Genomic DNA, 26,038 nt, shown 5'->3' on the forward strand with positions numbered 1-26,038 from the left:
TTTAGCTCTTACTTGGGGTATCGACAACCGTTGAATTTAACGTTTGTATAGTAATGGTGTAGCCTTGGGTCAAATGTTTGAAAATAATGTTGCCTGCCGTTTTGTGTGTATTCGGTTCGGCTTGATAATCAATTCGGATGATTGCCTGATTCTTGTTATCAAACACTGTGCGGCTGTTATCTGTATCGACCAAATGCCAGCCAATACCTTGTAGCGGTTGGGTCCATGCTTCTGCAGGCCACAAGGTGAGCATCAAATTAAATAGTACCTGTTCGGGCTGCGGTAGGGTAGCACCGAGGCCAGATAGCACCTGTGTTTCAATGGCTTGGCTTTGATACTGTAGCGATAAGATGCGTGTACCCCAAGAGGAGAAGCCGGCTAAAACGACCTTATCGGGCGTGACTTCAACTTGCACGGGTAACTGCTGGGTATCCTCTTGCCAGGTTGCGCTAATTAACTGACTTGCTGTGAATGAATACCCAAGTTCTTCGGGTAGAGGCAAGGCGAGTTCTGTGTCTTGGTTGATGGGGACGCTCGCACCTGTCGGTTGTTGAGAAACCAGCGAACAGGCATTGAGTAGGAAGCTAAATACGACAGCGAGTGCTATCTTGCTCGTTTTGTTCATCTTAATGCCTCACGAGGTTTGTTCTTTTCTGTGGCTTGCTCATTGTTGATGGCGAGTGGGGAAAGCAGCCACGCTATAAAAATTCCGGTTAACACGGTAATCCCGAAGCTGTGAATGGCATGAGTCTGACTGAGTGAAAGTAAGCCGAATGACAGCAGCGTTGTGAGGCCAGATAAAGTGATTGCTAATAGGGTGCTCAGCGACTTTTTCTGCTCCGCAAAGAACAAGGTGTAGTCGATACCAATGCCTAAAATCAGAATCAAACCAAGCAGATTAAATAGGTTCAATGTTGAGCTTAACACGCCAGTCACCGCTAACCCCGCGACACCTGCAATTAGAGATGGCAGAAGCATGAATAGGCTTTGTTTTACGCCATAGCGCCAACCTAGCACCATGCCAGTAGCAGCGAATGCAATCAATAACAGCTCAGTAATTTTGACGCGGTACTCAGCAAAAAGAGAGGAGATTTCATCTGCTTTATTGAGGTATTTCAAACCTTTCTGCTGAGCGAAGTCTGACTCTAACCACTGTGAGAACAGCTTAGTGTTAGTGACGTCTTTGATCATGATAACCGAAGCTGCTAGGTGATTGATTGGTTGTAACCAAAGCGGGCGAATCGGCTCAGATACAGGAGACGATAGAAACTCATTGAGCGTGACCGGACTGTATTTAGGAAGCTCAGGGAAACTTGGCCAGCCAAGCGTACTTTGCAATGTGGTACTTTGACCATCATAAAGTTGCTTAACTAGCTGATAGTTATGGTGTTGTTCTTTCTCGCTTGGCAGGTGTTGATTGACGCTGCGATAGCCTGAGATAGTTTGCTGAGCGACTAAGTTATCAAGATTAGAACTGATCAATGTTAACTTATTGAGCAGCGCTTGGTTACTTTCTGCAGTAACCAACAGCATATCCTGAGCACTACCTAAACCAGATATCTCAGAGATGGCTTGCTCCTGTTGTTTTAGCTCGTTAGGCATTGCTTGAAGTTGTCTGATATCGTCGTCGTAGCGAACCTGAGTTATTGACGCCAAACTTAAGGCGGTCACTATCAATGGCAAGCCGATTCTAAATCTGGGATGGCTCCACAAGTTTAACCAGATGTGCCAAAGGCATCTCAAAGGAAGCGCTCGCTCTTGGCCCGGTTTAGAGGCCAGCACTGGGTACCAAAACACCACGCTAGCGTAGGCGGCGATAAGCCCGATGGACGAGAATAGCGCAAGTTGCTGTAGGCCAGGGAAGGGCGCAACCAGCAGTCCTAAGTATCCAATTAAGCTAGTGATTAAACCTAAGGTGATGGCAATTAAGATGTGCTTAAGTCCTTTATCGCTCTGCCATCGGCTTCCTGCGGCCAAACGGTCAGTGAGATAATGAAACGAGTAATCAATGGATACGCCAATCAAGCTTGCGCCAAACACCAAGCTGAATAGGTGGACCTTGCCAAAGATAGCGATGGTGCTCGCCAGTGCGACCAATAAACCCGTGCTAATTGAGAGCAACGACAAGGCAAGTGGGAGTGCGCTACGAAACGTTAACCACACCAATAAAATTACACCCGCTAATGACCCTAAGCCAATAGTGCTGATTTCAGACTTCGCACTTTGGGTGCCATAATTTGCGTAGAAAACTACGCCAGTGTGCTGAACTTTAACGTCAAATTGCTTCTCAATGTCTCGCTCTAAAGTATCTAACGCAGGAAGCTGTTCTTGAATCGCCAAGCTATATGGTGAGCCTGCCAGCGTTGCGGTAACGAGGATATGTGATTGCTCTTGAGATTGAGCGGTGAGATAGCCATCTTTAAGCCCAAAGTTACTCGAGCGGGTGCCAACCTCGCTTATATAGTCACGAAATAACAGGAATGGGTCTAAGATTAGCTCGGTCGCTGTCACGCCTGAAAAAGGGTTGTACAAGGATTGAATTACATACTGAGCACGTGACTCTGGTGCGTGTGTCAGAGTCTCTTTTTGTTGCTCTGTTAGTAGCTGAGCTCGATGACGGAAGTAGAAGTCATTCCATTGGCTTTGTGTGCTCGAGTTGATTTTACCATGCACGTGTTTGAAGAGTACTGAGCCACCTGAAAACGAGTCGTGATTGAGTGCTTTTTCAAAGGCTTTGGTTGCCGCGATGGTGTTCTTGATGTCTGATCCACTCAAGATAAATACCACTTGCTCACTCATCGAGTTGGAAATCTGCTGGAAAGCTTGTTCAACTATAGGATCTTGCTGATTTTCAGGCAGCAATTTCATGATGTTGCTTTCGATAGGCACTGAAGAAGAAAAAGCGAACTGTTTAATCAACAGTCCGCTGAAAAGTGCCACAATCACTAGCCAGACAAGGGCGAGCTTAGAGCTGAAATTGTTGCGCTTCGGCATCTGACAATACTTCCGGTTGATGGCTTAGCTGACTGAATTCGATCACCGTGCTATCTCCGCGAATCTCCTTTAACTCGATACGCTCAATATCACTGTTGCCTTGCAGTGTGATGGCCTCAAATACTGCATTCATTGGTGCGCTTTTGGGCTTCAGAGTCAGTGTCCAAAATCCCGTGTTTTGGTCTGAGCTTTGCGCAGTTGTAGGTTGGAATGACAGTGAGAATTGGTCTTGAAGTTTTTGTGGATCACCGTGGAACACAGATAGGAAAATATGGCTGAAATAAAACGCCATTGGGTTTTCTTTATCAGTGATGATCTTTGCGGGTTGGTCTGCAAACTTTTGGCTCAACTTGTTGTCAGTCAGTACCAATGTTACCGGAAACGGCGTGGTTTGCGTCCAGAGTAAACCACTTGATTTGTCTAATAGGAATGTACCTTGCGACGTCAGAGGCTGGGCGAACATCTCCATACTGCGCGTTTGAGTAAACTCGCCACGAACAATACTATTTTCGCTGAGTACCGTCTGAAGTTCTGAAATAGAGCTGACAGCAGCGGTGTTCTCTTTGGCGTAAACAAGGCCATTCGTCATCATCGCAGTAAGACCAAGTAGCAAGATATTGATGTGTTTGCGGCTGCGTTTAAACAGATTCATGATTTACCTGCTGTGAGCTAGAGGCCTGAGATTTAGGTTCAGTTGCTAGAGGTAAGCAACCAAACTGGTGCCAGTGTTCCACTTTTTCAGTAAACACTTTCGGTGAAGCGAAGCACATTTCTTGCTCTTCAATGGTTACCGCAACCTGCATTGTGTGTGCTCGAGTCATGCGAGCACCGGTTAGGGCATCATGAATTTCATAATCGACGCGCAGGCGGTTTTCCCACTCGGTGAGCTTCGCCGTTACTTTAATTTTGTGATTAAACGGTATCGCTTTGATGTATTTTACGCGGGTATCGATGATAGGCCACATGTAGCCTGAATCCTTCATCTCATGGTAGTTGTACTCAATCTTATCCATCATGATGCGTCTTACTTCTTCGAAAAATCGGAAGTAGTTGCCATGATATATCACACCCATTGGGTCGGCATCTTGGAATGAGGTGACAATTGTCACCTCAGATTGTAACGGATGAAGGATTTCAGACATAAATCGCTCTCAACAATATGCGTAAAGGGTTGGCTACTTTATGAGGTCAATGACTCTATAAATAAAGAGACCAGTGCTGATTTTGAATACGAGAAATAAAGTGGCGCAGATCGCCTTCAAGCGGGCGGTCCTCGACAATAAACTCGAACTCTTTCAGTACTTCGTCGCGAATGTGCTTGAGGTTTTCACTCATGTGGTGCTCATCAAGCTCATTGTGGCGTTTACGAAGTTCGAGTGCTTGTGTTCCGGCTAGAAGTGACGCTGCCGCCACTTGTTCGGTTAGCTCTAGAACGCGTAAACAGTCACGAGCTGCGATGGTGCCCATGCTCACTTTGTCTTGGTTGTGACACTCAGTTGAACGAGAGAAAACGCTAGCAGGCATCGTGTGTTTCAATGCTTCAGCAGTCCAAGCTGACACGCCGATCTGTACCGCTTTGAAGCCGTGGTTAATTGGTTTACGTTCGCCTTCAGCACCCGTTAGGTTGAATGGCAAGCCGTTGTTGAACTTGTAATCCATCAGCTGCGCCATTTGGCGATCAAGTAGATCCGCAAGGTTGGCTACGGCAGTTTTTAGCGTATCCATTGCCATTGCGATATGACCACCATAGAAGTGTCCACCGTGCAGTACGCGTTCATTATCACCATCGATAATTGGGTTGTCGTTGGCACTGTTTAGTTCGTTCTCGATCATCTGGCGAAGCCATGGTAGAGAGTCCTGAACCACACCGATAACATGTGGCGCACAGCGCAAAGAGTAACGATCTTGTAGGCGGTCACTGTTACGTGGTGGGCGATCTGCTTGTAGATCATCACGCAGCCATGCCGCAACTTGTTGTTGACCTGGATGAGGTTTCACAGCAAACAGCGCTTCATCGAAGTGGAATTCATTGCCGTGCATACCGACCGATACCATCGCCGTGATTTTAGTTGATAGTTGAGCTAGGTATTCCGCACGCTTATAAGCGATACAAGCTAATGCCGTCATTACAGATGTACCATTCATCAATGCCAAGCCCTCTTTTGGCTTGAGCTTGATAGGGCTAATGCCTAGCTCTTTGTAGACATCACTGGTTGGTCGCACTTCACCTTTGTAGATAACATCACGCTCACCAATCAGCGCGGCTGCTAGGTAAGACAGAGGTGTTAAGTCGCCACTGGCACCCACTGAGCCTTCTTGAGGAATAAGTGGTGAGATATCTTGGTTGATTAGGGTAACGATCTGGTTAAGCAGCTTATGAGTCACACCAGATACACCTTGTGATAGAGAACACAGGCGCGTAGCGAGTACAGCACGAGATTGCTCATGAGACAGTGTTTCACCTAAACCACAACCGTGGAAGCGCGTCAGGTGCAGAGGGAGTTCATCGACAAGGTTTGGCGGAATCGCAACGGTACAAGAGTCACCGTAACCAGTTGTTACGCCGTAAATCACGCCTTCTTCCTTAAGTAGGCGCTCTAGAAATGCAACACCGCGGTCGATTTTTGAAGTGAACTCGTCGCTGGTGTTCATCGAGGCTTTTGCGCCCTGTGAGATAGCGACAACGTCCTCGATAGTGAGGCGTTCGGCACCAAAGGTGATGCTATTTGGATTCTTTTTCGTCATGGTGCTTGCTCAATGCCCAAAAATTAAAAAAGTTGTACCACTGAAGCGGTGCTTTCAGTGTGTAGTGCTGAAGTCGATCTGCGTATTGTTGAACGACTTGCTTTAAAGATTGTTCGCGTGTCTTTCTAGGTAGTTCGATTCTGTCGCTAAAATGCTCGAAATAGACGTTAAAATGCGGTTTTTCTTGTGAATCGTCACGTAACCCAAATAGCAAAAATACGGGTGCTTTGAGTACAGAGGCTAACATAAATGGTCCTTGAGGGAACGGAGCTTCCTTACCTAAGAACTCTGCCCATACTGAACGGCTCTCTTTGCTGGTGGAAGTTCTATCACCAACAATCACGATCCACTCACCTTGCTCCAACTTTTGCTGCAACAAGATAGCTGTATCAGGCCCCATTGAAGTCACTTGAATCAAGTTTAAGTCAGATTGCGGGTTCACCGCTTTCATAACAGAGTTAAAACGCTCTGCGTGTTCTGTAAAAACCAAAGCATTTATTTTGATGTTCGAGTGTCTGCGACCTAAAGCGCGACACAATTCAATGTTACCTAGGTGAGAGCCTAAAATTAGCACACCTTGCTGGTTTGCCACCATGTTTTCGAATTGGTCTTGACCATGGATGGTAAGATTATCCACTGAAAAATCGCCTTTCCATGCCGCGAGTTTGTCGAGCATGGTATGCCCAAACGAAAGCAGATGGTTGTAGCTGGTTAGCTCTACGGGTAACTCTATATTTTGCTGTTCCGTATAGGCTTTCAACTGAAACAAGTATTGCTCAGAAGCGTTTCGTGCGCGCTTGCCAGTTAAGTGGTAGTAACGCATTACACCACGCAGAACAAGGTTGAATACACCACGACCTAATAAGGTATAAATGGCCAATAATAGCTTGATGCCTAATACTGTGCCGCGCTCTTGGGTTCGAGACCAGTGCGGCTGCTCTGACGTTTGCAGTTCTGAACCAGCTGATGGACCTAGGTTACTTTCAGTAGCGTTAGATTTGAAATAGCGAGCAATCAGTTTTGGTGCTCTTGGCAGCATGCCGAAGAACAAGCGTGTATGCATCCAACTGATTTTGACGTTATCCCACAATGCATCGAAATGGGATATGCCATTTTCAGGATAAATAACCCGAGTTTCAACGAAGTTGATATCGCAGCCTTCCCAGTACAGACGAACCAAAATCTCGATATCGAAGTCCATTCGAGACCCAACATCGTATTTGCACAGTACTGCTTGTGTTTGGTCGACAGGGTACGCTCTAAAGCCACACATGCTGTCTTTGATCGATAGGGAAAGGGTTTCTATCCATACCCAAATATGTGTCGCGTAGCGTCCGTAGAGTCTTGCTTTGGGTACACTTTCATCGTAGACAGGCTGGCCTGATATCAAACGTTGTGGATTAGCTTGTGAGGCTTGCATCAATGCTGGTAAGGCTTCAAGGTCGTGTTGTCCGTCAGCATCAATTTGAATGGCATGGCTAAAGCCGAGTTGTTGTGCTTTTTTGATTCCGGCTTTTACCGCACCGCCTTTACCTTGGTTCTGCTCAAGTGTTACCAAGGTTACGTGTGAGTGCTCTGCTAGGGGAGTGAGAAACTGCTTTGTAGTGAACTCACTACCATCGTCAACGATGATGATCGGTAACTCAAAATGATGGAGTGATGACACCACCGCAGGCATGGTTGCGCCATGATTAAAGCACGGGATAAGGAAACAAGCCTTGTAGCTGCTTTCCTTTGTTTGGTGTTGAGAAGTAGCCTCGACGGGAGTGCTATTCACTTTTCTCTCCCAGCTTCATTTTGCCTGATGAGTGGGTTTGCTCACCGTTATTTGAGGTGTAGCTGAAGCTCAACTTGCTTTTGTCAGAATCCCATTTGAGTGATAGTTGGATTGTGGCCTCAGGCAAGATAGGCTCTTGGAACTTGATGACTTCCATGCCTTTAAAGCAACTAGGGACACCTAATTCTTGGACTGCGTAGTGAAGTGCCCAATCAATTTGCGTGACGCCTGGTAGAATAGGGAAGCTCTTGAAGTGTCCCTTAAAATCGGTAATATCTCCGCTAACATTAAGTGTCAGGATCGATTCATTTTCTAAAGTGTCTACCGCAATGACGGTTGGTTTTCTCTTGTCCATAGGGCGTGTTTAGAATCCTTGGGTAAATGTTGTTATTTTGACAAAAGTATAAAAAGATAATCTCAGTATAAAATACGATCACGGTTACTATGATTTTATTAGCTGCTCTATGTGAGACGTTAACCGCTTACCTTGGCTGTTGAGAGGAATCTCATCAACAATACGAAATTTTCTTGGGATAGCGATTGGCTCTAACCACTTTCTGAGTTCTGTGCGTAGCATCAACCAGAATTTACCTTTACTCATTGTCAATAGAGTAGCGTGGCCTTCATCTGATAATACCAAAACCGAGGCTAGGATGAGGCGCTCTGGCTCTTCAAATGGAATCACCACACACTCGTTTATCCAAGGTAGTTGCTCAAGGCGCTTTTCTACTTCAACCAGTGATACTCGTTTCTCTTCAATCTTAATCACCCGGTCCGTTCGACCTTTCAATATGAATTGATTATCTGAGACCATTTCGCACTCGTCGGCGGTTTGATACCAGTTGTTCTTATCGATATACGGCGACAATAACTTAATGCAATTCTCACTGTTGAGACTAGCCTCAATACAATCAAAAAGCTGCCAAGGTGTTTGAGCGCTTTCTTGTTGGCGGAAGGCGATGCCACCGGTCTCTGTGCTGCCAAATACCTCTATTGGTAAATGCCCTAGCAAATCACGCGACTGATGAGCCGACTCGGTAGGCAGTGGACCACCTGAAGAGAAGACTACTGCAAGTTGTACCTTGTTGGTCTCATGCTTTAATCGCTTCAGTAGTGCAGGGCTGCTGATCAGCACACAGTTTTTATTGGCATGAGACAGAATTTGTTCAGGGTATTCTAGGTTATTACGAGTAAACGGAATACCAGAGCAGAGTGGCCATATGACTCTAAAGAGCAAACCATAGATATGTTGATGCGAAACCGTGCTTTGAACTTGGTTGCCTTTGAGCAGCGTGCCCCAGTTTTTGTGTAACTGTTCGGTCTCAATATCTAGGAGCTCTAGCGTTTTATTTATCGCTTTTGGCGTACCGCTTGAACCTGAAGTGAACAGGGTCAAATGGGTGGCTGCCAAATCAATGGCCGGTAAACTATTGGACTGAGGTGTTTCTACTTCAGTGCTTGAATTCAATAAGGCTTGAATATTACGAACGTCAGCCACCTCAACTACGTCAATTGAATCATCAACTAACAAGCAATCAAAATGTTCACTTAGCTCGGCAACTGCACAAGGTTGATAGTTGCCTGGTAAAATAATGTGTTTGTTAGCAGCTGCAGATGCTAAGAACGCCACTGAGAACAGATAGCTGTCTTGAGTACAAATCGCGACTCGTTGAACAGCCGATGAGCTCAATTGCCATACGAGTTTCGATAAGTCGTCGTTAAAGGTTTGCCACGTAATCTCGCTATTGTCATCAAAGCAGACAATATATTCGGGTTCTCGGTTTTGAGTGAGAAGCTCAGACAGTGAGGTGTAAGGTACGGTTTGGATCATAACAATTTAACTCTGACGAATGCGTTGTCTCACTATCCACTCCCCAGCAAAGAGCACCCCAGCAAACACATAGCTGAGTAAGCCATTATATAAGGTCCATACTTCTAATGGTTGGAAGCAGGTATAAAGGGCGATAGAGCCATTGATAACAAAGAACAAGCACCAGACTTTGGTGACTTTTCTTGTGTAATCAATGCCACTTTGTGGAAGCTCAGGTTCTTGAAGGCGAGCAAGACGTTCTATGATCGTTTGTGGTTGCCACAGGCTTGAAGCAAAGACAGCCAGCATACAAATATTAACGATAACAGGATAATAGGTTAGCCAGCCATGCTGCTTAAAGACTAAACCTAATGTCAGCAGAACAATACCAGCACTTCCACTGCTCCAAGCTAGGTGTTTTAGCTCTTTAATTTTAGCCTGACCGCCAGTAAAAATGCGCACAGCAAAGATGACGGCTAAGGCGACCCCCACGGTTTGTAGACCAAACTTGTTGAGTCCAAAGTAAACCGCTATTGGGTAAGTGAAAAGTATGATTGCCGACAGCAAAGTCAGCAGAGGACGCATTATGCGTCCTTCAATAGTTCAACCACAGACTCTACAACGTCATTAACGGTGCGCACTGCTTTGAACTCTTCAGGCTTGATCTTGTTACCTGTTACGTTCTGTAGGTGAACGACCAAATCAACCGCATCAATGCTGTCTAGGTCTAGATCAAGATAGAGATGAGCTTCCGGAGTGATATCTTCAGCATCAAGCTCGAACAGCTCAATCAGCGCATCTTTAACCTGCTTGTATACTTCTTGTTGGTTAGCTTGTGTCATAAAGATCTGTCTAGTTGCTCGTTTGAGATGAGATGTAGTTTGCTAGATTTGCAACCGATGCAAAATGCTCGCGAGTGTTTGAATCGTCAGCATCAATAACGATGTTGTACTTCTTCTTGATAGCAAGGCCAAGCTCTAGTGCATCAATAGAATCTAGCCCTAATCCATCACCAAACAGTGGAGCTTCCGTTTCAATCTCATCAATGCTCATGTCTTCAAGATTTAGTGCGTCGATGATCAGTTGTTTCAGTTCGTTGTGTAATGTTTCCACTTTGACCTACTTAATGCTTTGTCTAAATGCTGCTCTAAGGGGGGGCGATTCTACATTATATGAGGTATTTTCGAAATGCCGATATCGCCTGTGATGTTATTGATACGCTAGATGTTGTCTTCGGAAGGGAAAATTGTTTGTGCAAGATGATGATTAAGGCGCCTTGCTGCCGAAGTTAAATTATTTGAGCTTTCAATAAATGGTGCGACTTCTATTTTACCTTTCACCGCGACATGAAAAAAGGGCTTCGTCACAGGAACTTGAAACCATTTTTTTTCTTTCGTTAAGAATGTCGGAGAAACCGTAATATGAATCACCCGTAAATCAGTTTGTGTTCGGGTTGCGATTTGCGCTGCACCACGTTGTAAGGATGGTTCAATTCCGGTCATAGTGCGAGTTCCTTCGGGAAAAACTAGTAGCACATTACCGCGCGAAAAGCGCTCTTCACAGCGTTCTAAAAGATCGTCAGGTGCTTGGTTAGGAATATAACCAGCGGCTTTGACGATCCTTTTCATAAATGGGTTTTCCCAAATCGCTGCTTTAACGAGGCAATCACACTGAGGAAGTTGAGAGGCAATTAGCACGTAGTCTATCAAGCTTGGGTGATTGGCGACGATGATGCAGTTGCGATCTTCTCGCAGTAGTTCTGCGCCATCAATTCGATAATCTATTGCACCTGTGAATTTCATGATCTGGCAGAAGGCATTGAATGAGAAGCGAATCAATCGTTGAGCCCGGAGCTCTCGCTGAATGGTGTTAGGAGTGAAGAGTGCGATAGATGGCAAGATCAAGAAGCTGAGAATTAGGCCTCCCAAGCCGAAGATGGTAAAGCAGAGGCCTGTCGCGAATATTCGCCAATACTGGTCGACCTTGCTCATTATAGTTCTCCGGCTTTCGCGTTGTTTATCCAAGTCCAATCTTGATGCTTACCTGTTACGGTCCAGCTCTGTGAACCTAGAAGGATGTTTTGTAGTGCCAGCAAGCCTTGTGGTAAAGGAGTGGCTGAGTTTTCGTTAGTTATTGCTCTTAATACTGAGTAATCACTTCCGGAGGTGAGTACTAAACCCAGCGCATAGTCGGCATAACTCTGAGCTTCGAACTCTTGATAGAGCTCAGGCAAAGGTTGGTCGAAATCGATAACTAACACACGGTGCGATGGATATTGATTTAGGTAAAGATAGGCTTCAATCAAAGCGTTGTGGAAAGTATCTTGTCCGGCCGCGATAGAGGTCAGAGGGATTGGTGCTTTCGCTGCGATGGTAGTTAACCCTGCTGCTGTGTTATGCACGGATTGTGAAAATGCCATTGGCGAGGCATCGTCACCTTCCAATATCGACTGGATCAAGGTTGCGGTTCGGTGCATTTCACCATGTCGACTGGCAAAAACCAAATAATCAATCGAGTTGTCTTTTAAGAGTGTCAATGCAGTTTGAACAGCCAATTTACTTTGTAGGCTCATTCGGCGGCGCATCATCGGTGGGATCGCTTTAAATTCAGTTGAGCCATCTTGCGGCCAATCTAAATTAGTGCTCCAGGCTTGCCACTCGGCATCAGAATTGAGACCAGCTGAGTTTGCAGACCATTTCTCAATATTAAACGACATTAATTGGGATTGATTTGACATAGGGTATTGATTTGCTTTGGGTCTAACTAAATACTACGCGTGCTTATAAATAAACACAGGTAAGGACTTTAAATGAAATTACAAAAATAGCTGTTTCAATGTTATTCATATTTGTTCTTACAGGGTGTGGACGTGTCAGCCTGTAATGAATGTTGAGGATACTCCAGTTGCACATAATCTTCAAAGTAAACAGGTGAAATCAGCTATTTATGAATCTGCTGAAAATCGAGGCTGGTGAGTTTCTAAAATTAAACCTGGCTTGATCCGTGCTGAATTGTATGTTCGTTCACATCACGCTGTGGTTGATATTCCGTATAACGACAAATTTTACTCTATTCTTTAAGTTGAATCAGAGAATTTGAAGTATGACGATGTTGAAATACACCGTAGTTACAACCACTGGGTTAATAACTTAAACGTTGATATTAAACGTAAGCTTGCACAAATGTCTGCTGAGTAACCCTCTATTATTTTTAGTTAGGTTTTTCGTGTTGGAATATACATTAGATCCATTCAATGTATTAGAAGCAAAAACAGAAGCACAGAAACTATCTTTTGCTCCTATTGTTTTTCATACTGCTCGTACACTTGGTGATTTAGGTATTTTAAAAGCGCTCGACGATGCGGGGAGCGATGGCTTATCAGCTGAGACTATTTCAGAAATAACAGGTGTCTCTGAATATGGTGTGAAAGTGTTACTGGATATGGCGCTTAGCGCTCATATTGTTGCTTGGGAAAAACCTAACTATAAGATAGCCAACCTCGGTTTCTATCTGTTGCATGGCGGCATGACTAACGCAAACATGGATTTCACAGCCGATGTTTGTTATGCCGCGATGATGCATCTCACTGAAGCAATTGAGGAGGGCACTCCTGCTGGTTTGAAGGAGCTAGGGAATTGGGAGACAATCTACCAAGGCTTGTCTCAATTGCCTGAAAAAGCGAAGAGAGCTGTTTGAAGTTTGACCACTTCTACTCTGAACGCTCATTCCCAGTTTTGCTTGATAAGGTTTTCAGCAAGAAACCTAAATCGCTGGTGGATATTGGCGGCAATACAGGTAAGTGGGCAATGCAGTGTTGCAACCATGGCTCTGATGTTGAAGTCTCGATTGTTGACTTGCCACAGCAGTTAGAAATGGCAATGGCTAACGCTAAGCAACATGGCCATCAAAACAGAGTGACGCCTTTCCCTGCAAACATGCTAGATAAGCAACAAGCGTTGCTAACTGGCGCGGATGTTTGGTGGATGAGTCAGTTCCTTGATTGCTTCTCGCCAATGGAAATTCTTAGCATCTTAAAGCGTGTCCGCTCTCAGATGTCAGAAGAAGCGACCGTTTTTATCTTTGAATTGTTTTGGGATGCACAGAAATATGATTCGGCTTCTTATAGCCTAAACGCGACTTCGCTTTACTTTACGTGCCTGGTAAACGGCAACAGTCGTTTTTACCGCAGTGAAGATTTCTTAGATATAGTTGAAGAAGCTGGCTTTGAAGTGGTGACTCGCACCGATGATATCGGTCTTGGTCATACGCTTCTTGAATTGAAAGCTAGCGCGCAATAACACATAACCAACATGGCTTAAATTAATGAAAAAACTGTCTACTCAAGTAGTGATCATCGGAGCTGGGCCATCAGGGTCAATTGCCGCTTCTTTATTACATAAAAAAGGCATCGATGTTCGAGTAATCGAAAAGAGCGTATTCCCTCGTTTCTCAATTGGTGAAAGCCTATTACCCGCTTGCATGGAAGTGATTGAACAAGCTGGCATGACGGATGCGGTGACCAAGGCCAATTTCCAGTACAAAGATGGCGCAGCATTTCGTAAACATGGTGTGTACACCGCGTTCAATTTTGAAGATAAGTTCTCTACTGGGCCGGGAACCACGTTTCAGGTTCAACGTGGTGCTTTTGATAAGGTGCTTGCAGATACTGCTGAGGCACAAGGTGTCACTATTGATTACCAGCATGAGTTGACGGGCATTAATTTTACCGACGACAGCACTATTTTAGATGTTCAAGTGCTTGATGGAGAAAGCTATCAGCTAGAAGCACAGTACGTTTTGGATGGCAGTGGTTTTGGTCGAGTACTGCCGAAGATGCTTGATCTGGAAGAGCAATCATCACTTCCACCTCGTAAAGCGATTTTCACACATATAAACGATCATATTGCAGAGGTGGATACTGAACTAGATTATGACCGAAACAAAATTCTAATCTCTGTGCACCCAACTTACCCAGATGTTTGGTATTGGTTGATCCCGTTTAGCAACGGTGTTTCTTCATTTGGTGTAGTAGGCGAACCTAAGTTCTTTGAATCTTACCCTGAGGATAAGATTACCGCGATTAAGCAGTTGGCAATGGAAGAGCCGGGGTTGGCCGAAATACTTGCAAACGCTGAGTACCCAAACCCTGCGGGTGAAATCGGTGGTTATTCTGCTAACGTGAAGCATCTTGCAACTGACAAATACGCACTACTGGGTAATGCTGGTGAGTTTCTTGATCCTGTGTTCTCATCAGGTGTTACGATTGCGATGAAGTCGGCACAGTTTGCGGTTGAGTGTGTGGAAAAGCAGCTTAACGGCGAGAAGGTCGATTGGGAGCGTGAGTATGCCGATCCATTGATGGTCGGTGTAAACACCTTCAGAACGTATGTTGAGGGGTGGTATTCCGGTACTTTGCAGGATGTGATTTTCTATCAAGATCCTAACTCTAAGATTAAACAAATGGTGTGCTCGATTTTAGCGGGCTACGCATGGGATCAAACCAATCCTTATGTTAAAGACTCAAAACGCCGCTTAACGACGCTGGCAGAGATCTGCCGAAGCTAGGTCATCTACTTGGTACGTGACAATATTCCAAAGCGCTAAGATGACGATTCTAGAAATAAAAACAGCCGCACTTGCGGCTGTTTTTGTATTCGTTCATAGGGATTGGTTTTGTCCATTCTGTGGTTACTTGAGGTCGATGCTGTTTAAGCGTCCCATGAATATGAGTAAATCAATCACATCTTTGTGAGCATTAAGTAGTGCGCGCTTAGTTTGGCTGTAAGCGGCCAGTCTACCGTGCTTTCTTATAGAGCAGACCTTGGTTTTGTATTTGTAATCGCCGTTATCAGAGAACACACGCCATTTCGCGATATAACACTCATCACGATGTTCAGGGTCACTTTGTGTAGGGTTTGGTTTGAATACAATCTTAGGCTCTAAACTATGTGGCAGGCGCGTCATTAGGTAGGGCTCCTTTAGAACCTTCTTCCAAAACTTACCCCAAAGCTCTTTACCCAGCTCGTCTCTTAATTTGATGGTTTTTTTAAGCGCTTTCTCTTCACCCATGCGCACAAAACCAACAGACCGATGCAGTACCGTGTCTTCTGGTGTGTGGATGTGGATCTTAAAAGCGGTCTTACCTTTCGAAATAAAGCGATAGCCGGTAGCACCAATTAGATTATTCTGACTCATAGCTTGCTAAATGATGATTATGTTATTAGTAAGATTACGACAAATACGTAGAAACCGAAACTAATACCCATGAAAAAATTGAAGCCTTAGCAGGGGGGCTAAGGCTTTATTAGAAACTATGAGTTTAGAGTGCGGCTAACTACATGATTTTCTGCATCACATCACCAATTTGAATGCTTCCCGCTAGGCTTGGCTGATCAATCGTAAGTTCTGCTTCGTTCTCGTAGACGCGAGAAACGGTCAGTGTGATATCGCTTTGCGAGACTTTATTGCGCGGTAGACCTCGTTGGTCGATAAATGAACCTGTGTGCCATAGCTGCAGTTTGTCACCTTGTTGTACGCCATGCATTCGGCCCAAATCAATGGTCACTGTATTACCGAATACGGCCGCAACTTCTGGAAGCGTGATCTTACAAGAGACTTCAGATTCTAAGTCCAACATGATATTACGGCTCACACGAAGCATCATACTGCCGTAGGTCGATGTCCAAAAACGAGCACTACGAGTGTCAACTTCACTGGTTTTAGCAAATGGCCACTTTGCTACCTCACGATAGCTACGTGTGTAGATCTGGTGTCCCGTCTTACCATCGAAGACTTGCATCTCTAACGCAAACTGACGGTTGATGATGTCATCTTTTAAAAGCTTAGATTCGATGGTTGCCGTTAAGTCAGTAATCTCACCACCGATTATGTATTGTGCGCCAGTATCCTGCGCGATCATCTTGATGACCTCTGGTCGGCGTTTATCGATTTCGTAGTTGGTAGTGCCAACAGAAACGAAGCTGCGAGACTCTTTGGCTAGCTGTTTATCAACCACATGGCTGAAGTCGTCACCGATGTTGTAGATTCTGCCCATTACGGCTTGTTGTGGAGAGGTGACATCGATATTACCCACCAAGAAGGTTTTCTTGTATTGTCTTTCATGGCAAGCATTTGCCGAAGGGTAGATGTCGATCCTTGCGGTGATCATTAAATTGCCACCGCGCTTCTTCTCTTTATCAACCAAGATGTAGCGTACTTCGTGGTTAGTAAATTGGTATTCCTTTTTCTTGCCATCTAAATAAGGCGTTAGGTTCGCAATACTGCCGATGTCTGCCCCTGAGAACTGGATAGCCTTATACACCGCGTCTTCCAGAGCGTGGATCCTTGCCGTTTCTTCTGACGATACGATGGTTGCTATACCGGTAACTTCATACCATGAGGCATGAGCACTGAAACTTGTGATTATCAGTGAACCTATTGAAAATAAGTAAGAAATTATTTTTTTCATCTATTCGTTACCAGTTGGGTATAAATATTGCTTAATAAATAACTATAAGCTTGAAGCTGACTTGAGTGCGTTTTTCTTAATCTGAATCATTAATGAGAAGCAAAGACTGTTCCAACATTGTAATCCATTGAAACGAATAATGGTGAGAACATATTAGAACAGGTCGCACTATAACTATCTGGAGATTGATAATGAAAAAATGGCTCATAGTAATGAGTGTCATGTTACTGACATCATGCGCTTATTCGCCGATCTATAACGGTAAGACTGAGTACCCAGGCAGTCAGTTTATGCTGATGGACAGCCCTCGCCACACAATGGATTTCTTCGTAGAAAGCATGACCGAAGACTTGATCGTGTCGAATACCAGTATCTCAGCAAGAACGCCTATTGCGATCACCTCGTTTGTTGACCTGCAACACATGGACACAACAAACTGGCTTGGCAACTCGGTATCAGAAGGTTTCATTCACCAGTTTCAGCGTCGTGGCTTCAAGGTGGTTGATTTTAAAACTACGGGTTCTATTCAGGTAACTCATCAAGGTGACTTTGCGATAAGCCGTGACTGGAAAGATTTAGCTCAAGAGCAAGACGTTCAATACGTGCTAACAGGTACTATGCTGCGCCAAGAGGGTGGTGTACTCGTGAATGCTCGAGTTGTGGGCATGCAAACTCGTATTGTCGTGGCTTCAGCACAAGGCTTCTTACCGGCAGACCGTATTGGTCGTGACCTTGATACTCTGAACAGTATTCGAACTCAAGATGGTGTGATCATTCGTTCTGACCCAACGATCACCCAGCCCTACACTGTTATTCTTCGCCCTTAGGAGTTCGAGATGAAGAAGTTAATGTTTGTAGTTGCCGCTTTATTGCTTGTTGGCTGTCAGCCACTACAGAGCATGAGACCAAACGATTTCTTAGTTGCCGTTGGCTACGCGAGTATCAGTGAACAAAAAGGTCGCAACGACGAAGAGAAACGTATCCGTGCGATGAGAGCCTCTAAGATTGATGCTTATCGCGAACTTGCGGAACAAGTTTATGGTATGCGAGTCAGCGGCCGTGCTGAACTTGAAGATCAACGCCTTGGTACAGAGCGCACATCAGGTGCGGTTGATGGTGTTATCCGCGGTGCAGAAGTCGTGCGTAGCTACCCAGTAGGCGATAGCTACGTGACCGAGCTTCAGTTGGATATTCGCAAGATGGATCAACTACGTAACTACGGTGAAGTTCAAGCGGTACCAGAGAAGAGACAGCAAACACTGTTCTAGTATCTGTGAAGAAATGAATGATATTGGTTGCCAGTCGTTTTCCAGATGGCGTATCGGCAACTAGATTTTCATATGAATGAGAAAGCGGCAAGTATGAAAATACTTGCCGCTTTATTGTATATCGTGGTTATGGGTGTACTTTCGGGAGCGTGTCTTTTGATTGGAGTCGGAATATAGATAGTCTGAGATACAAAACAGATACAGAAACAAGTAGGAAAGGACTAATAGTGTTGTTGAAGCGGTACCTTGACTAGGCTTTTACGTTGGTTCCCAGCGTTGAAATAGTGTGCGTTTGACCGCCGGCGTTGTAAGTCATGCCAATCTTGCCGTGGCTTTGTTGCATCATGTTGCTGAGTTTTTTGAAGCTGAGGTGTGCTCGATTTAGGGCTTCGCCATTCACCAGGTTCGCTTGATGACAATCGTGCACAATAGACTTGATGGTTGAGACTAACTGAGCAAGTTCCGGATTCTCGGTCAGTTCTGAGATATTGCTATGGGCAGCGATGCGTTGATCGGTTGCTCTTAGCTGTTCGACAAGGACCACTTTTTCCTTGGCAATTCGCTCAATATCCGTTGACTGTCGGCTCGTAATAGCGGTTTTCTCTGAACTTAATAATTCAGATAAGGCTTTGGCATTTTGAAGTTGGAAATTAACTAAATCTGCTAGTGCCGCCATAACGTAAACCTATCAATAACCTCGTGTGCTTTAAGTTAACCACTCAAATGAAGGGAGTGCTTAAAGACCTTTTAATTCGTTTTCGAACTTGATCATATTGTCGGCCAGCTTTTCTGGGTCAACTGTATATGAACCGTTCGCTATCGCTTCTTTGATTGCTGCAACTTTTACCGAATCAAAGCTTGGATTTGCTGCCATGTCTTGGTGAAGTTGACCTATTGCTTTGCCTTGTTGGCTAAGTGACACCGCGTCTTTGCTCGCCGGTGATTTAGTTGATACATCAGAACGTGATGACTCAGGACTAGAATCAGAGCGGACTGCTGATCGGTTGGTGGTCGTTAGGGTTTGCCCTGAACGAATGTTATCAATGCCTGCCATAGTTAAGCCTTTTTCTTCAAAAATGGGAACCTGTACAGTCAATATCGACCAAGGGTTCAATTACTTTAGCAATTTTTCGCTCTTTAGTCGAAAAGGGACGAAACACTGAAGCAACGTATTTCAGTACTAGAGCGAGAGCAAAATGCTAACGGTACCGCCAATTGAGAAGTAGAAAGTTAAAAGTAAACCGTGACTTCAGACATGTTGGTAACAATACCTTCGATTATACGCTGCGATTTATCATTTTTCACTCTTACTTGATCACCCATAGAGCCATCAGTTAGCGCTGTGCCTTTAGTGGTAATGGTCATGCCACCTTTTACCGCCTGTATGATAACCTTCTCGTTTCGACATACGACACAAATATCACCTCTTTCGACAACGTCACCCGGCCTTAGGGTCTTTTTTACCTTGGCTCCGATAACTTGCTCTGGAGCAGTGAAGCCTTGGCGACGAAATTTGTTAAGAGAAATCATCGCAGTGGTTACGTCGTATTGTCCGACGACTTCGCCTCTTACGAGTGCGCGTGTGGTCGTGACGAGGGGCACTGACATAGAGAGTCTTACTGGTACATAAACTCGCCACTCATCAGGAACACATTGAACTAAAACCGTAATACTGCTGCGGGTGTTAGTGGTGGTTGAGGCACTGGTATCCAAAGGAATAGGGCAGTCTGTCGCTTTGATTCTTGAATCAATATTTGCTGAATTTACAAGGAGTTCGCCACCTAGAGGTTGTTCAACCGTATCAAGGATGTGCTGCTCTGCCGCAGACTGAATCATCTCAATTTGTTCTGGGGTCGCAGCATGTACAAAAAAACTAAACAATATTGATAAAATGCCGATAAACTTAGCGACAGTTTTAAAAGTAGCTCTACACATTGCTATGGAAAGAGGTGGCAAATTTGTTTTATAATACGTCATTCCGTTTCTCTGGTGGTTCGTAGCCTGCAGTAGACTAACACTTTTTATACAAAAAAGTTTGATATGGAGATGAGCTCATGACGGGTATTCTTGATTCGGTGAATCAGCGTACGCAACTCGTCGGTCAAAACCGATTAGAATTACTAACCTTTCGCCTAATGGGGCGCCAGCGTTACGGCATTAATGTCTTCAAAGTAAAGGAAGTGCTTCAATGCCCTAAGTTGACGAAGATGCCAAATTTAAACCCACTGGTTAAAGGTGTCGCACACATTCGTGGTCAAACGATCTCTGTGATTGACTTGAGCTTAGCGATTGGTGGCCGTCCGACAACGGATGTTGAAAAGTGTTTTGTAGTTATCTCTGAGTTTAACCGAACCATCCAAGGTTTCTTGGTCAGTTCCGTTGAGCGCATTATTAACATGCACTGGGAATCGATTCTCCCGCCGCCAGATGGCGCTGGTAAAGCGAACTACTTAACAGCGGTAACTAACATCGACAATGAATTAGTTGAAATTCTTGATGTTGAAAAAATCCTAGCTGAAATTTCGCCTGTTGATGAAACGATGGACAGCAAGATCGCTGAAGAAATCGCAGAAGTAGAACAAGAAAAAGAACTCGTTCGCCGTATCTTGATTGCTGATGACTCAACTGTTGCACGTAAACAGGTTCAACGCGCTATTGAGTCGATTGGTTTTGAAGTGATTGCCGTTAAAGATGGCAAAGAAGCCTACGAAAAACTGATGCAGATGTCAGCAGAGGGCTGCATTTACGATCAGATCTCATTGGTGATCTCGGATATCGAAATGCCAGAGATGGATGGCTATACGCTGACTGCTGAGATTCGCCGTCACGCTGAGCTAAAAGATTTATACGTAATTTTACACTCATCATTGAGTGGTGTATTTAACCAAGCCATGGTTGAGCGTGTGGGAGCGAACTCCTTCATTGCTAAATTCAACCCTGATGAGCTTGGTGCAGCCGTTAAAGCTGCTTTAACTAACTAAAAGAGACATTAATGACTGCTATAACAATAAGTGATCAAGAGTATCGCGATTTCAGCCGTTTCTTAGAATCTCAATGTGGCATTGTATTAGGTGACAGCAAACAGTACTTAGTGCGCAGCCGCCTAAGCCCATTAGTGGCAAAGTTTAACCTAGCTTCGCTGTCTGATTTATTGAGAGATGTCGTGACGGGCCGAAACCGTGAGTTGAGAGTGGCAGCAGTGGATGCTATGACGACGAACGAGACACTTTGGTTCCGAGATACTTACCCGTTTGCTGTGCTTGCGGATAAACTTCTACCGGAGATAGCGGCAAATAAACGTCCTATTAAGATTTGGTCTGCGGCAAGTTCTTCAGGCCAAGAACCATACTCAATGGCAATGACGGTGCTTGAAACTCAAGCTCGTAAGCCAGGTATGTTGCCAAATGTATCGATCACCGCAACGGATATCTCTGCAAGCATGTTAGATATGTGCCGCACTGGCGCGTATGACAATCTTGCTTTAGGTCGTGGTCTTTCTCCAGAGCGTCGCCGTACTTTCTTTGAGGATGCAAGCGATGGCCGCATGAAAGTGAAAGACAACGTTAAGCGCATGGTGAACTTCCGTCCTCAAAACCTGATGGACAGTTACGCTCTGCTAGGTAAATTCGACATTATTTTCTGTCGTAATGTACTGATTTATTTCTCTCCAGAGATGAAATCTAAAGTGCTTAACCAAATGGCGAACAGCCTGAACCCGGGGGGATATTTGCTTCTGGGTGCGTCTGAGTCGTTAACTGGTTTAACCGACCGCTTTGAAATGGTTCGTTGTAACCCAGGTATCATATACAAATTGAAGTGATTGCCGCCACCTAAATAAGGTGTGACGTTACTAAACAATTTCAAAACCCAGCCAAGTGCTGGGTTTTCTTTTTCCTGCTTAGCCTATATCTTTAAGTCAGAGTGACATTCCAATTTACTCTATTTTTTGGCTTGTATATTACAAGTTTACCCACGAGTAACCTGTGAAAGCATAAATAGACCACTTTGTTTTAAAAGTTGGTATATATATTGCTTTAATTATTTCACAACAGTCAGTTCTTGAGTTGAGGTTTAGATGGCTATTTCTTTTGACAATGCTTTGGGCATTCACCAGCACACTGTTGGTGTACGTGAGCGTAACGCTGAGGTGCTTTCCACCAATATCGCGCAAGCAAACACGCCTGGGTATAAAGCAAAGGGATTAGACTTTAAGAAATCACTGCAAGCGGCAAGTTCTGGGGCAAGCATTGGTCTTAGCCGCACAGACGGTCGGCACATTTCTGCCGAAACGACGGTGAATGGGGAAACGAAGTATCGAATTCCTACCCAGCCTGATACAGGAGATGGCAACACGGTTGATTTGGATTTGGAAAGAAACCTTTTCATGCAAAACCAAATTAGGCATCAAGCCTCTCTCGACTTCCTAGGAAGTAAGTTCAAGAATTTAACTAAAGCGATTAAAGGGGAATAATTAGATGAGCTTATTTAATGTATTCAATGTGACTGGTTCTGCGATGAGTGCTGAATCTGTTCGTCTAAATACGACCTCAAGCAACCTTGCAAACGCAGACAGTGTAAGTAGTTCTGCTAAAGAAACTTACAAAGCCCGCCACGCAGTGTTCGGCGCTGAGTTAAATCGAGCACGCAATAGTGACCACACTGTGCCTGTGAAAGTATTAGGTATCGTAGAAAGCGATAAGCCGCTGAGCGCGGAGTACAACCCAGACCACCCATTAGCGAACAACGAAGGCTACATCTACAAGTCAAACGTGAACGTTATGGAAGAGATGGCAAACATGATTTCGGCATCACGTGCGTACCAAACGAACGTACAGGTTGCTGACTCGAGTAAACAAATGCTGCTGCGTACGCTGCAGATGGGTCAATAAGGATAAGGAGGTAGCACATGGCTGGAATCAACAACAATGTTGGTCAAAGCGGCTTGTCCTATGTTGACCAGCTGAAGAGTCTTCAAGATGGCGCTAAGAAGCCCGACGAAACAACAGGTAAGCAGGATCTTAAGCAAGAAGATTTCTTATCTTTGTTGACTAAGCAATTAGCACAGCAAGACCCTTTTAAGCCGGTTAGCAATGACCAGATGATTGCGCAAATGGCTTCATTTGCGACCGTGGATGGCATCGGCAAAATGAATTCACAGTTTGAAAGCTTGAACTCATCGATGACCTCTAACCAAGCACTGCAGGCCTCCTCTTTGGTTGGTCGTGATGTACTGGTTCCTGGTGCGGCAGGTGTAAAGCAAGGTGATGGCGGTATGGCGGCAATGGTTAAGCTTCCTCAAGCGATGGACAACGTTATGGTCCGTGTTGAGAATGAAGTGGGCCAGTTAGTTCGCACTTTTGATATCGGCTCTAAACCTGCAGGCGATACACGTGTTGAATGGGACGGAAAAGACGAAAACGGTAACCCATTGCCGGCTGGTAAATACAACGTGAAAGCGTCAGGTTTACTGGATGGCGAGAACACAGAGTTCCAAGTTTCCAGCTATGCGAACGTGAACAGTGTGCTTCTTGGTAAGGGTGATGGCAACGTACTACTCAATCTGGCTGGTTTTACATCGCCAGTACGACTTGCTGAAGTACTAGAAGTTGGTAAAGCGTAGCTCCTGAGTGAGTGAACATGCTAGCTAGATAGATTAGGAGAATATTGGAATGTCATATGTAGCTTTAAGCGGCCTATCCGCTGCACAATTAGACCTGAATACAACCAGTAACAACATTGCGAACGCAAACACATTTGGCTTTAAAGAGTCTCGTGCTGAGTTTGGTGATGTTTACTCAAACTCGTTGTTCACAAACGCAAAAACGACGTCAGGTGGTGGTGCGCAAGCTAGCCAAGTGGCGCAACAGTTCCACGAAGGTTCAAGTATTTATACAAATAACCCAATGGATCTACGCGTAAGTGGTACAGGTTTCTTTGCGGTAGCGAAAGACCGTATGGTGCCGGAGATCAACGAACTAACTCGTAATGGTGCATTTCACCTAAATAAAGACAACTACATGGTTACGGCTAACGATGAGTTTCTTTTAGGTTACGATGTTGATCCAAACTCGGGTGAGGTTCTTTCTTATGCGCCAAAGCCTCTCGACATTCCAGCTGAATTTGGTAAACCAAAACAGACAGAAAACATTGAAGTAGGGGTTAACCTTCCTGCAAACGGTGATCTTAAAGATCCAGCTGCATTTAACTTCAAAGATGCTGATACCTATAACCGTGCAACGTCTTCGACGGTATACGATTCTATGGGTCAGTCTTACAAGTTAACGACTTACTACCTCAAAGATCAAACGCAACCAAACACTTGGCAGACTTACTATACTGTGTCTGATGAGACTGGCGAGAAGCCACTCAACATCACTGGTGGTGATGCAACGAATGCTCAAGGTCATGTTGGTCACACAATGAAGTTCAACAATGACGGTACGTTAGCAAGCCTAAACAGTGGTCAACCGATTAACTCGGAACCTCTAGGTGCAGGCGCTAACCCTGTCGATCTGAATGGTGCAGATCCAACACAAGTGCTTAAGTTTGGTCTAGATTCTTCAACCCAGTTTGCGGCTCCGTTTGAATTAACTAAGTTTGATGAAGATGGTGCTACAACAGGTTTCTTAACCAAAGTCGATTTCGATGAGTACGGCAGTGTTCTAGGTACTTACTCAAATGGTGAAAACGTGATGCTTGGTCGTGTAGGCCTAGTTCGCGTACCAAACGAGCAAGGTCTGGATAAGAAAGGCGGTACTCAGTGGGATTCTACTAACGACTCGGGTGACAAAATCTGGGGTGAATCTAACAAAGGTTCATTTGGTAGCATCAACAATGGCTCTCTGGAGCAGTCGAACATCGATATGACTCAAGAATTGGTTGATTTGATTTCTGCTCAACGTAACTTCCAAGCGAACTCTCGTTCTCTAGAAGTACACAACCAACTACAACAGAATATTCTTCAGATTCGTTAATCGTTTCAAACGTTTGAATCATCTGCGAATACCCAATTCAATGTTATTGAATTGGGTATTGTCGTTTGATTTTTTATTTGCCGCCCTTATTGCCGCCCGGTAATGCTACAGGCAACAATTCTTCCTCAATGATCCTTTTGTGATCACCTTTCTTGTTTGTTTTTTATTTAAATTGTTGATAAATAACAGTTAAAAATATTGGCACAATGTTTGCTTTATTAGCCCCAGAAGATGATTTTTGGAGCAAAATTATGGATCGCGCACTGTTTCTTGCCATGAGTGGCGCTAAGCAAAATATGCAAGCTTTGCAGCTACGTGCAAACAACCTTGCCAACGTAAGTACAACGGGTTTCCGTGCTGATTTAGCACAAGCGCGTTCAATGCAAGCGTATGGCGAAGGTATGCCTACTCGTGTTTTCAGCATGACAGAGCGTCCTGGACATAATTTTGCACAGGGAAGTGTAATTACCACTGGCCGTGATCTTGATGTCACTATCCAAGGTGATGGTTGGATTTCGGTTATGGATAATACTGGACGTGAAGGTTTAACACGTAACGGTAACCTAAAGGTTGACCAAAACGGTTTGTTGACCAATGCAAGCGGTCATTTGGTATTGGGCGAAAACGATGCGCCAATCACACTACCTATCCCAATCAGTAAAGTCGAAATTGGTACAGACGGTACGATCTCAGTCATTCCTCAAGGCGCTCCAGCTGAGGAACTAGAGGTCGTTGATCGTATTAAACTTGTACGTCCAGACAATCAAATTTTGTTTAAAGATACGAATGGTCTATTCCGTTCGAAAAACCCAGATCAGGCATACGAAGCAGATGCAGAGGTAACGTTGCTAAAAGGTGCTATCGAAGGCAGTAATGTAAATGCCGTAGGTGAAATGACCAGCCTAATTGACTTACAACGTCAGTTTGAAATGCAGGTCAAGATGATGAGCACAGCAGAGGAAATGGACAAGTCGTCTGATTCACTGCTTCGTATGAGCTAAT

Annotated in this window: 30 protein-coding genes; 12 read left to right on the forward strand and 18 right to left on the reverse strand. The window is 44.7% G+C overall.

Features of this window, described 5'->3' with window-relative positions:
• Position 1: 1 nt before the first annotated feature.
• The 13 genes from ACTRWI_RS12020 to ACTRWI_RS12080 all read right to left on the reverse strand — a co-directional run bounded on the left by ACTRWI_RS12020 (position 2) and on the right by ACTRWI_RS12080 (position 12,063).
• Positions 2-625: a DUF3261 domain-containing protein gene (locus ACTRWI_RS12020; RefSeq protein WP_499131657.1), complete on the reverse strand. Its 624-nt coding sequence runs from the start codon at positions 623-625 to the stop codon at positions 2-4.
• Positions 622-2,994 carry an MMPL family transporter gene (locus tag ACTRWI_RS12025; protein ID WP_499131658.1) on the reverse strand — a complete coding sequence of 791 codons (2,373 nt, stop codon included), beginning with the start codon at positions 2,992-2,994 and terminating at the stop codon, positions 622-624. Before ACTRWI_RS12025 ends, ACTRWI_RS12020 begins: the two co-directional genes overlap by 4 nt.
• Positions 2,966-3,646: a LolA family protein gene (locus tag ACTRWI_RS12030; protein ID WP_499131659.1), complete on the reverse strand. Its 681-nt coding sequence runs from the start codon at positions 3,644-3,646 to the stop codon at positions 2,966-2,968. The genes ACTRWI_RS12025 and ACTRWI_RS12030 overlap by 29 nt, the downstream gene beginning before the upstream one ends.
• The gene (locus tag ACTRWI_RS12035; protein WP_499131661.1) at positions 3,633-4,136 is read right to left on the reverse strand and encodes an acyl-CoA thioesterase; all 504 of its coding nucleotides are present in this window, start codon (positions 4,134-4,136) and stop codon (positions 3,633-3,635) included. Before ACTRWI_RS12035 ends, ACTRWI_RS12030 begins: the two co-directional genes overlap by 14 nt.
• A gap of 55 nt (positions 4,137-4,191) precedes the next feature.
• The gene (locus tag ACTRWI_RS12040) at positions 4,192-5,739 is read right to left on the reverse strand and encodes an HAL/PAL/TAL family ammonia-lyase (protein ID WP_499131663.1); all 1,548 of its coding nucleotides are present in this window, start codon (positions 5,737-5,739) and stop codon (positions 4,192-4,194) included.
• Entirely contained in the window at positions 5,717-7,516 is a 1,800-nt protein-coding gene (locus tag ACTRWI_RS12045) for a glycosyltransferase family 2 protein (protein WP_499131664.1), read from the reverse strand. Before ACTRWI_RS12045 ends, ACTRWI_RS12040 begins: the two co-directional genes overlap by 23 nt.
• Complete coding sequence (locus ACTRWI_RS12050) at positions 7,509-7,871, reverse strand: ApeI family dehydratase (protein WP_499131665.1); 363 nt, start codon at positions 7,869-7,871, stop codon at positions 7,509-7,511. Before ACTRWI_RS12050 ends, ACTRWI_RS12045 begins: the two co-directional genes overlap by 8 nt.
• An 87-nt stretch (positions 7,872-7,958) precedes the next feature.
• Positions 7,959-9,347, reverse strand: a complete 1,389-nt coding sequence (locus ACTRWI_RS12055) for an AMP-binding protein (RefSeq protein WP_499131667.1) — start codon at positions 9,345-9,347, stop codon at positions 7,959-7,961.
• 6 nt (positions 9,348-9,353) lie between these two features.
• Complete coding sequence (locus tag ACTRWI_RS12060) at positions 9,354-9,911, reverse strand: COG4648 family protein (protein WP_499131669.1); 558 nt, start codon at positions 9,909-9,911, stop codon at positions 9,354-9,356.
• Positions 9,911-10,168 carry an acyl carrier protein gene (locus ACTRWI_RS12065; protein ID WP_499131670.1) on the reverse strand — a complete coding sequence of 86 codons (258 nt, stop codon included), beginning with the start codon at positions 10,166-10,168 and terminating at the stop codon, positions 9,911-9,913. Before ACTRWI_RS12065 ends, ACTRWI_RS12060 begins: the two co-directional genes overlap by 1 nt.
• A 10-nt stretch (positions 10,169-10,178) precedes the next feature.
• Positions 10,179-10,439 (reverse strand): phosphopantetheine-binding protein, encoded by a 261-nt coding sequence (locus ACTRWI_RS12070; RefSeq protein ID WP_499131672.1) that lies wholly within the window; start codon positions 10,437-10,439, stop codon positions 10,179-10,181.
• Between the two features lie 107 nt (positions 10,440-10,546).
• On the reverse strand, positions 10,547-11,317 hold the full coding sequence (locus ACTRWI_RS12075) for a lysophospholipid acyltransferase family protein (RefSeq protein WP_499131673.1): 771 nt from the start codon (positions 11,315-11,317) through the stop codon (positions 10,547-10,549).
• Positions 11,317-12,063: a beta-ketoacyl synthase chain length factor gene (locus ACTRWI_RS12080; RefSeq protein ID WP_499131674.1), complete on the reverse strand. Its 747-nt coding sequence runs from the start codon at positions 12,061-12,063 to the stop codon at positions 11,317-11,319. The genes ACTRWI_RS12075 and ACTRWI_RS12080 overlap by 1 nt, the downstream gene beginning before the upstream one ends.
• A 491-nt stretch (positions 12,064-12,554) precedes the next feature.
• Between ACTRWI_RS12080 and ACTRWI_RS12085 the strand changes: the two genes are divergently transcribed.
• The 3 genes from ACTRWI_RS12085 to ACTRWI_RS12095 are packed head-to-tail and all read left to right on the forward strand — an operon-like array spanning position 12,555 to position 14,891.
• Complete coding sequence (locus ACTRWI_RS12085; RefSeq protein ID WP_499131676.1) at positions 12,555-13,022, forward strand: hypothetical protein; 468 nt, start codon at positions 12,555-12,557, stop codon at positions 13,020-13,022.
• On the forward strand, positions 13,019-13,624 hold the full coding sequence (locus ACTRWI_RS12090) for a methyltransferase (protein ID WP_499131678.1): 606 nt from the start codon (positions 13,019-13,021) through the stop codon (positions 13,622-13,624). The genes ACTRWI_RS12085 and ACTRWI_RS12090 overlap by 4 nt, the downstream gene beginning before the upstream one ends.
• Before the next feature lie 25 nt (positions 13,625-13,649).
• A complete protein-coding gene (locus ACTRWI_RS12095; RefSeq protein ID WP_499131679.1) occupies positions 13,650-14,891 on the forward strand; it encodes an NAD(P)/FAD-dependent oxidoreductase in 1,242 nt (413 codons plus the stop codon).
• Positions 14,892-15,014: 123 nt separating this feature from the next.
• Here ACTRWI_RS12095 and ACTRWI_RS12100 read toward each other — a convergent pair whose 3' ends face one another.
• Positions 15,015-15,521 (reverse strand): hypothetical protein, encoded by a 507-nt coding sequence (locus ACTRWI_RS12100; RefSeq protein WP_499131681.1) that lies wholly within the window; start codon positions 15,519-15,521, stop codon positions 15,015-15,017.
• A gap of 139 nt (positions 15,522-15,660) precedes the next feature.
• Positions 15,661-16,794 carry a flagellar assembly protein FlgT gene (locus ACTRWI_RS12105; protein WP_499131682.1) on the reverse strand — a complete coding sequence of 378 codons (1,134 nt, stop codon included), beginning with the start codon at positions 16,792-16,794 and terminating at the stop codon, positions 15,661-15,663.
• A 191-nt stretch (positions 16,795-16,985) separates the two neighbouring features.
• On the opposite strand from ACTRWI_RS12105, the gene ACTRWI_RS12110 reads away from it, so the two are divergent.
• Together ACTRWI_RS12110 and flgP are read left to right on the forward strand one after the other, a co-directional pair.
• Entirely contained in the window at positions 16,986-17,621 is a 636-nt protein-coding gene (locus tag ACTRWI_RS12110) for a FlgO family outer membrane protein (protein WP_499131683.1), read from the forward strand.
• Between the two features lie 9 nt (positions 17,622-17,630).
• A complete protein-coding gene (flgP, locus tag ACTRWI_RS12115) occupies positions 17,631-18,062 on the forward strand; it encodes a flagellar assembly lipoprotein FlgP (RefSeq protein ID WP_499131685.1) in 432 nt (143 codons plus the stop codon).
• Between the two features lie 250 nt (positions 18,063-18,312).
• Here the strand turns inward: flgP and ACTRWI_RS12120 are convergent, their stop codons facing one another.
• The 3 genes from ACTRWI_RS12120 to flgA all read right to left on the reverse strand — a co-directional run bounded on the left by ACTRWI_RS12120 (position 18,313) and on the right by flgA (position 19,943).
• On the reverse strand, positions 18,313-18,738 hold the full coding sequence (locus ACTRWI_RS12120; RefSeq protein ID WP_499131686.1) for a flagella synthesis protein FlgN: 426 nt from the start codon (positions 18,736-18,738) through the stop codon (positions 18,313-18,315).
• Between the two features lie 60 nt (positions 18,739-18,798).
• Positions 18,799-19,116, reverse strand: a complete 318-nt coding sequence (gene flgM, locus ACTRWI_RS12125; RefSeq protein WP_499131688.1) for a flagellar biosynthesis anti-sigma factor FlgM — start codon at positions 19,114-19,116, stop codon at positions 18,799-18,801.
• Between the two features lie 176 nt (positions 19,117-19,292).
• A complete protein-coding gene (flgA, locus tag ACTRWI_RS12130) occupies positions 19,293-19,943 on the reverse strand; it encodes a flagellar basal body P-ring formation chaperone FlgA (protein ID WP_499131690.1) in 651 nt (216 codons plus the stop codon).
• A gap of 173 nt (positions 19,944-20,116) precedes the next feature.
• Here flgA and ACTRWI_RS12135 point away from each other — a divergent pair, with 173 nt between their 5' ends.
• The 7 genes from ACTRWI_RS12135 to ACTRWI_RS12165 all read left to right on the forward strand — a co-directional run bounded on the left by ACTRWI_RS12135 (position 20,117) and on the right by ACTRWI_RS12165 (position 26,037).
• Positions 20,117-21,043 (forward strand): chemotaxis protein CheV, encoded by a 927-nt coding sequence (locus ACTRWI_RS12135; protein ID WP_063524370.1) that lies wholly within the window; start codon positions 20,117-20,119, stop codon positions 21,041-21,043.
• An 11-nt stretch (positions 21,044-21,054) separates the two neighbouring features.
• Positions 21,055-21,882, forward strand: coding sequence for a protein-glutamate O-methyltransferase (locus tag ACTRWI_RS12140; protein WP_499131692.1), 828 nt, complete (start codon positions 21,055-21,057; stop codon positions 21,880-21,882).
• 255 nt (positions 21,883-22,137) lie between these two features.
• Complete coding sequence (gene flgB, locus ACTRWI_RS12145) at positions 22,138-22,533, forward strand: flagellar basal body rod protein FlgB (protein ID WP_004739719.1); 396 nt, start codon at positions 22,138-22,140, stop codon at positions 22,531-22,533.
• A 4-nt stretch (positions 22,534-22,537) separates the two neighbouring features.
• Complete coding sequence (gene flgC, locus ACTRWI_RS12150) at positions 22,538-22,951, forward strand: flagellar basal body rod protein FlgC (RefSeq protein ID WP_004739718.1); 414 nt, start codon at positions 22,538-22,540, stop codon at positions 22,949-22,951.
• Positions 22,952-22,968: 17 nt separating this feature from the next.
• Positions 22,969-23,682, forward strand: a complete 714-nt coding sequence (gene flgD / locus ACTRWI_RS12155; protein ID WP_499131695.1) for a flagellar hook assembly protein FlgD — start codon at positions 22,969-22,971, stop codon at positions 23,680-23,682.
• Between the two features lie 49 nt (positions 23,683-23,731).
• Complete coding sequence (gene flgE, locus ACTRWI_RS12160; RefSeq protein WP_499131697.1) at positions 23,732-25,036, forward strand: flagellar hook protein FlgE; 1,305 nt, start codon at positions 23,732-23,734, stop codon at positions 25,034-25,036.
• Positions 25,037-25,287: 251 nt separating this feature from the next.
• Positions 25,288-26,037, forward strand: a complete 750-nt coding sequence (locus ACTRWI_RS12165; RefSeq protein WP_499131699.1) for a flagellar basal body rod protein FlgF — start codon at positions 25,288-25,290, stop codon at positions 26,035-26,037.
• Position 26,038 lies beyond the last annotated feature (1 nt).

The sequence above is a fragment of the Pseudoalteromonas sp. G5_S1_14_S5 genome, assembly GCF_054968605.1.

Excerpts from the sequence above, each read along its gene's own strand:
- ACTRWI_RS12095 (WP_499131679.1), top strand. The coding sequence starts at position 13,650 with ATGAAAAAACTGTCTACTCAAGTAGTGATCATCGGAGCTGGGCCATCA.
- ACTRWI_RS12030 (WP_499131659.1), bottom strand. The coding sequence starts at position 3,646 with ATGAATCTGTTTAAACGCAGCCGCAAACACATCAATATCTTGCTACTT.
- ACTRWI_RS12020 (WP_499131657.1), bottom strand. The coding sequence starts at position 625 with ATGAACAAAACGAGCAAGATAGCACTCGCTGTCGTATTTAGCTTCCTA.
- ACTRWI_RS12135 (WP_063524370.1), top strand. The coding sequence starts at position 20,117 with ATGACGGGTATTCTTGATTCGGTGAATCAGCGTACGCAACTCGTCGGT.
- ACTRWI_RS12105 (WP_499131682.1), bottom strand. The coding sequence starts at position 16,794 with ATGAAAAAAATAATTTCTTACTTATTTTCAATAGGTTCACTGATAATC.
- flgB (WP_004739719.1), top strand. The coding sequence starts at position 22,138 with ATGGCTATTTCTTTTGACAATGCTTTGGGCATTCACCAGCACACTGTT.
- ACTRWI_RS12120 (WP_499131686.1), bottom strand. The coding sequence starts at position 18,738 with ATGGCGGCACTAGCAGATTTAGTTAATTTCCAACTTCAAAATGCCAAA.
- ACTRWI_RS12065 (WP_499131670.1), bottom strand. The coding sequence starts at position 10,168 with ATGACACAAGCTAACCAACAAGAAGTATACAAGCAGGTTAAAGATGCG.
- ACTRWI_RS12110 (WP_499131683.1), top strand. The coding sequence starts at position 16,986 with ATGAAAAAATGGCTCATAGTAATGAGTGTCATGTTACTGACATCATGC.
- ACTRWI_RS12075 (WP_499131673.1), bottom strand. The coding sequence starts at position 11,317 with ATGAGCAAGGTCGACCAGTATTGGCGAATATTCGCGACAGGCCTCTGC.
- flgC (WP_004739718.1), top strand. The coding sequence starts at position 22,538 with ATGAGCTTATTTAATGTATTCAATGTGACTGGTTCTGCGATGAGTGCT.
- ACTRWI_RS12060 (WP_499131669.1), bottom strand. The coding sequence starts at position 9,911 with ATGCGTCCTCTGCTGACTTTGCTGTCGGCAATCATACTTTTCACTTAC.
- flgD (WP_499131695.1), top strand. The coding sequence starts at position 22,969 with ATGGCTGGAATCAACAACAATGTTGGTCAAAGCGGCTTGTCCTATGTT.
- ACTRWI_RS12025 (WP_499131658.1), bottom strand. The coding sequence starts at position 2,994 with ATGCCGAAGCGCAACAATTTCAGCTCTAAGCTCGCCCTTGTCTGGCTA.
- ACTRWI_RS12035 (WP_499131661.1), bottom strand. The coding sequence starts at position 4,136 with ATGTCTGAAATCCTTCATCCGTTACAATCTGAGGTGACAATTGTCACC.
- flgE (WP_499131697.1), top strand. The coding sequence starts at position 23,732 with ATGTCATATGTAGCTTTAAGCGGCCTATCCGCTGCACAATTAGACCTG.
- ACTRWI_RS12055 (WP_499131667.1), bottom strand. The coding sequence starts at position 9,347 with ATGATCCAAACCGTACCTTACACCTCACTGTCTGAGCTTCTCACTCAA.
- ACTRWI_RS12040 (WP_499131663.1), bottom strand. The coding sequence starts at position 5,739 with ATGACGAAAAAGAATCCAAATAGCATCACCTTTGGTGCCGAACGCCTC.
- ACTRWI_RS12100 (WP_499131681.1), bottom strand. The coding sequence starts at position 15,521 with ATGAGTCAGAATAATCTAATTGGTGCTACCGGCTATCGCTTTATTTCG.
- ACTRWI_RS12140 (WP_499131692.1), top strand. The coding sequence starts at position 21,055 with ATGACTGCTATAACAATAAGTGATCAAGAGTATCGCGATTTCAGCCGT.
- flgP (WP_499131685.1), top strand. The coding sequence starts at position 17,631 with ATGAAGAAGTTAATGTTTGTAGTTGCCGCTTTATTGCTTGTTGGCTGT.
- ACTRWI_RS12165 (WP_499131699.1), top strand. The coding sequence starts at position 25,288 with ATGGATCGCGCACTGTTTCTTGCCATGAGTGGCGCTAAGCAAAATATG.
- flgM (WP_499131688.1), bottom strand. The coding sequence starts at position 19,116 with ATGGCAGGCATTGATAACATTCGTTCAGGGCAAACCCTAACGACCACC.
- ACTRWI_RS12050 (WP_499131665.1), bottom strand. The coding sequence starts at position 7,871 with ATGGACAAGAGAAAACCAACCGTCATTGCGGTAGACACTTTAGAAAAT.
- ACTRWI_RS12080 (WP_499131674.1), bottom strand. The coding sequence starts at position 12,063 with ATGTCAAATCAATCCCAATTAATGTCGTTTAATATTGAGAAATGGTCT.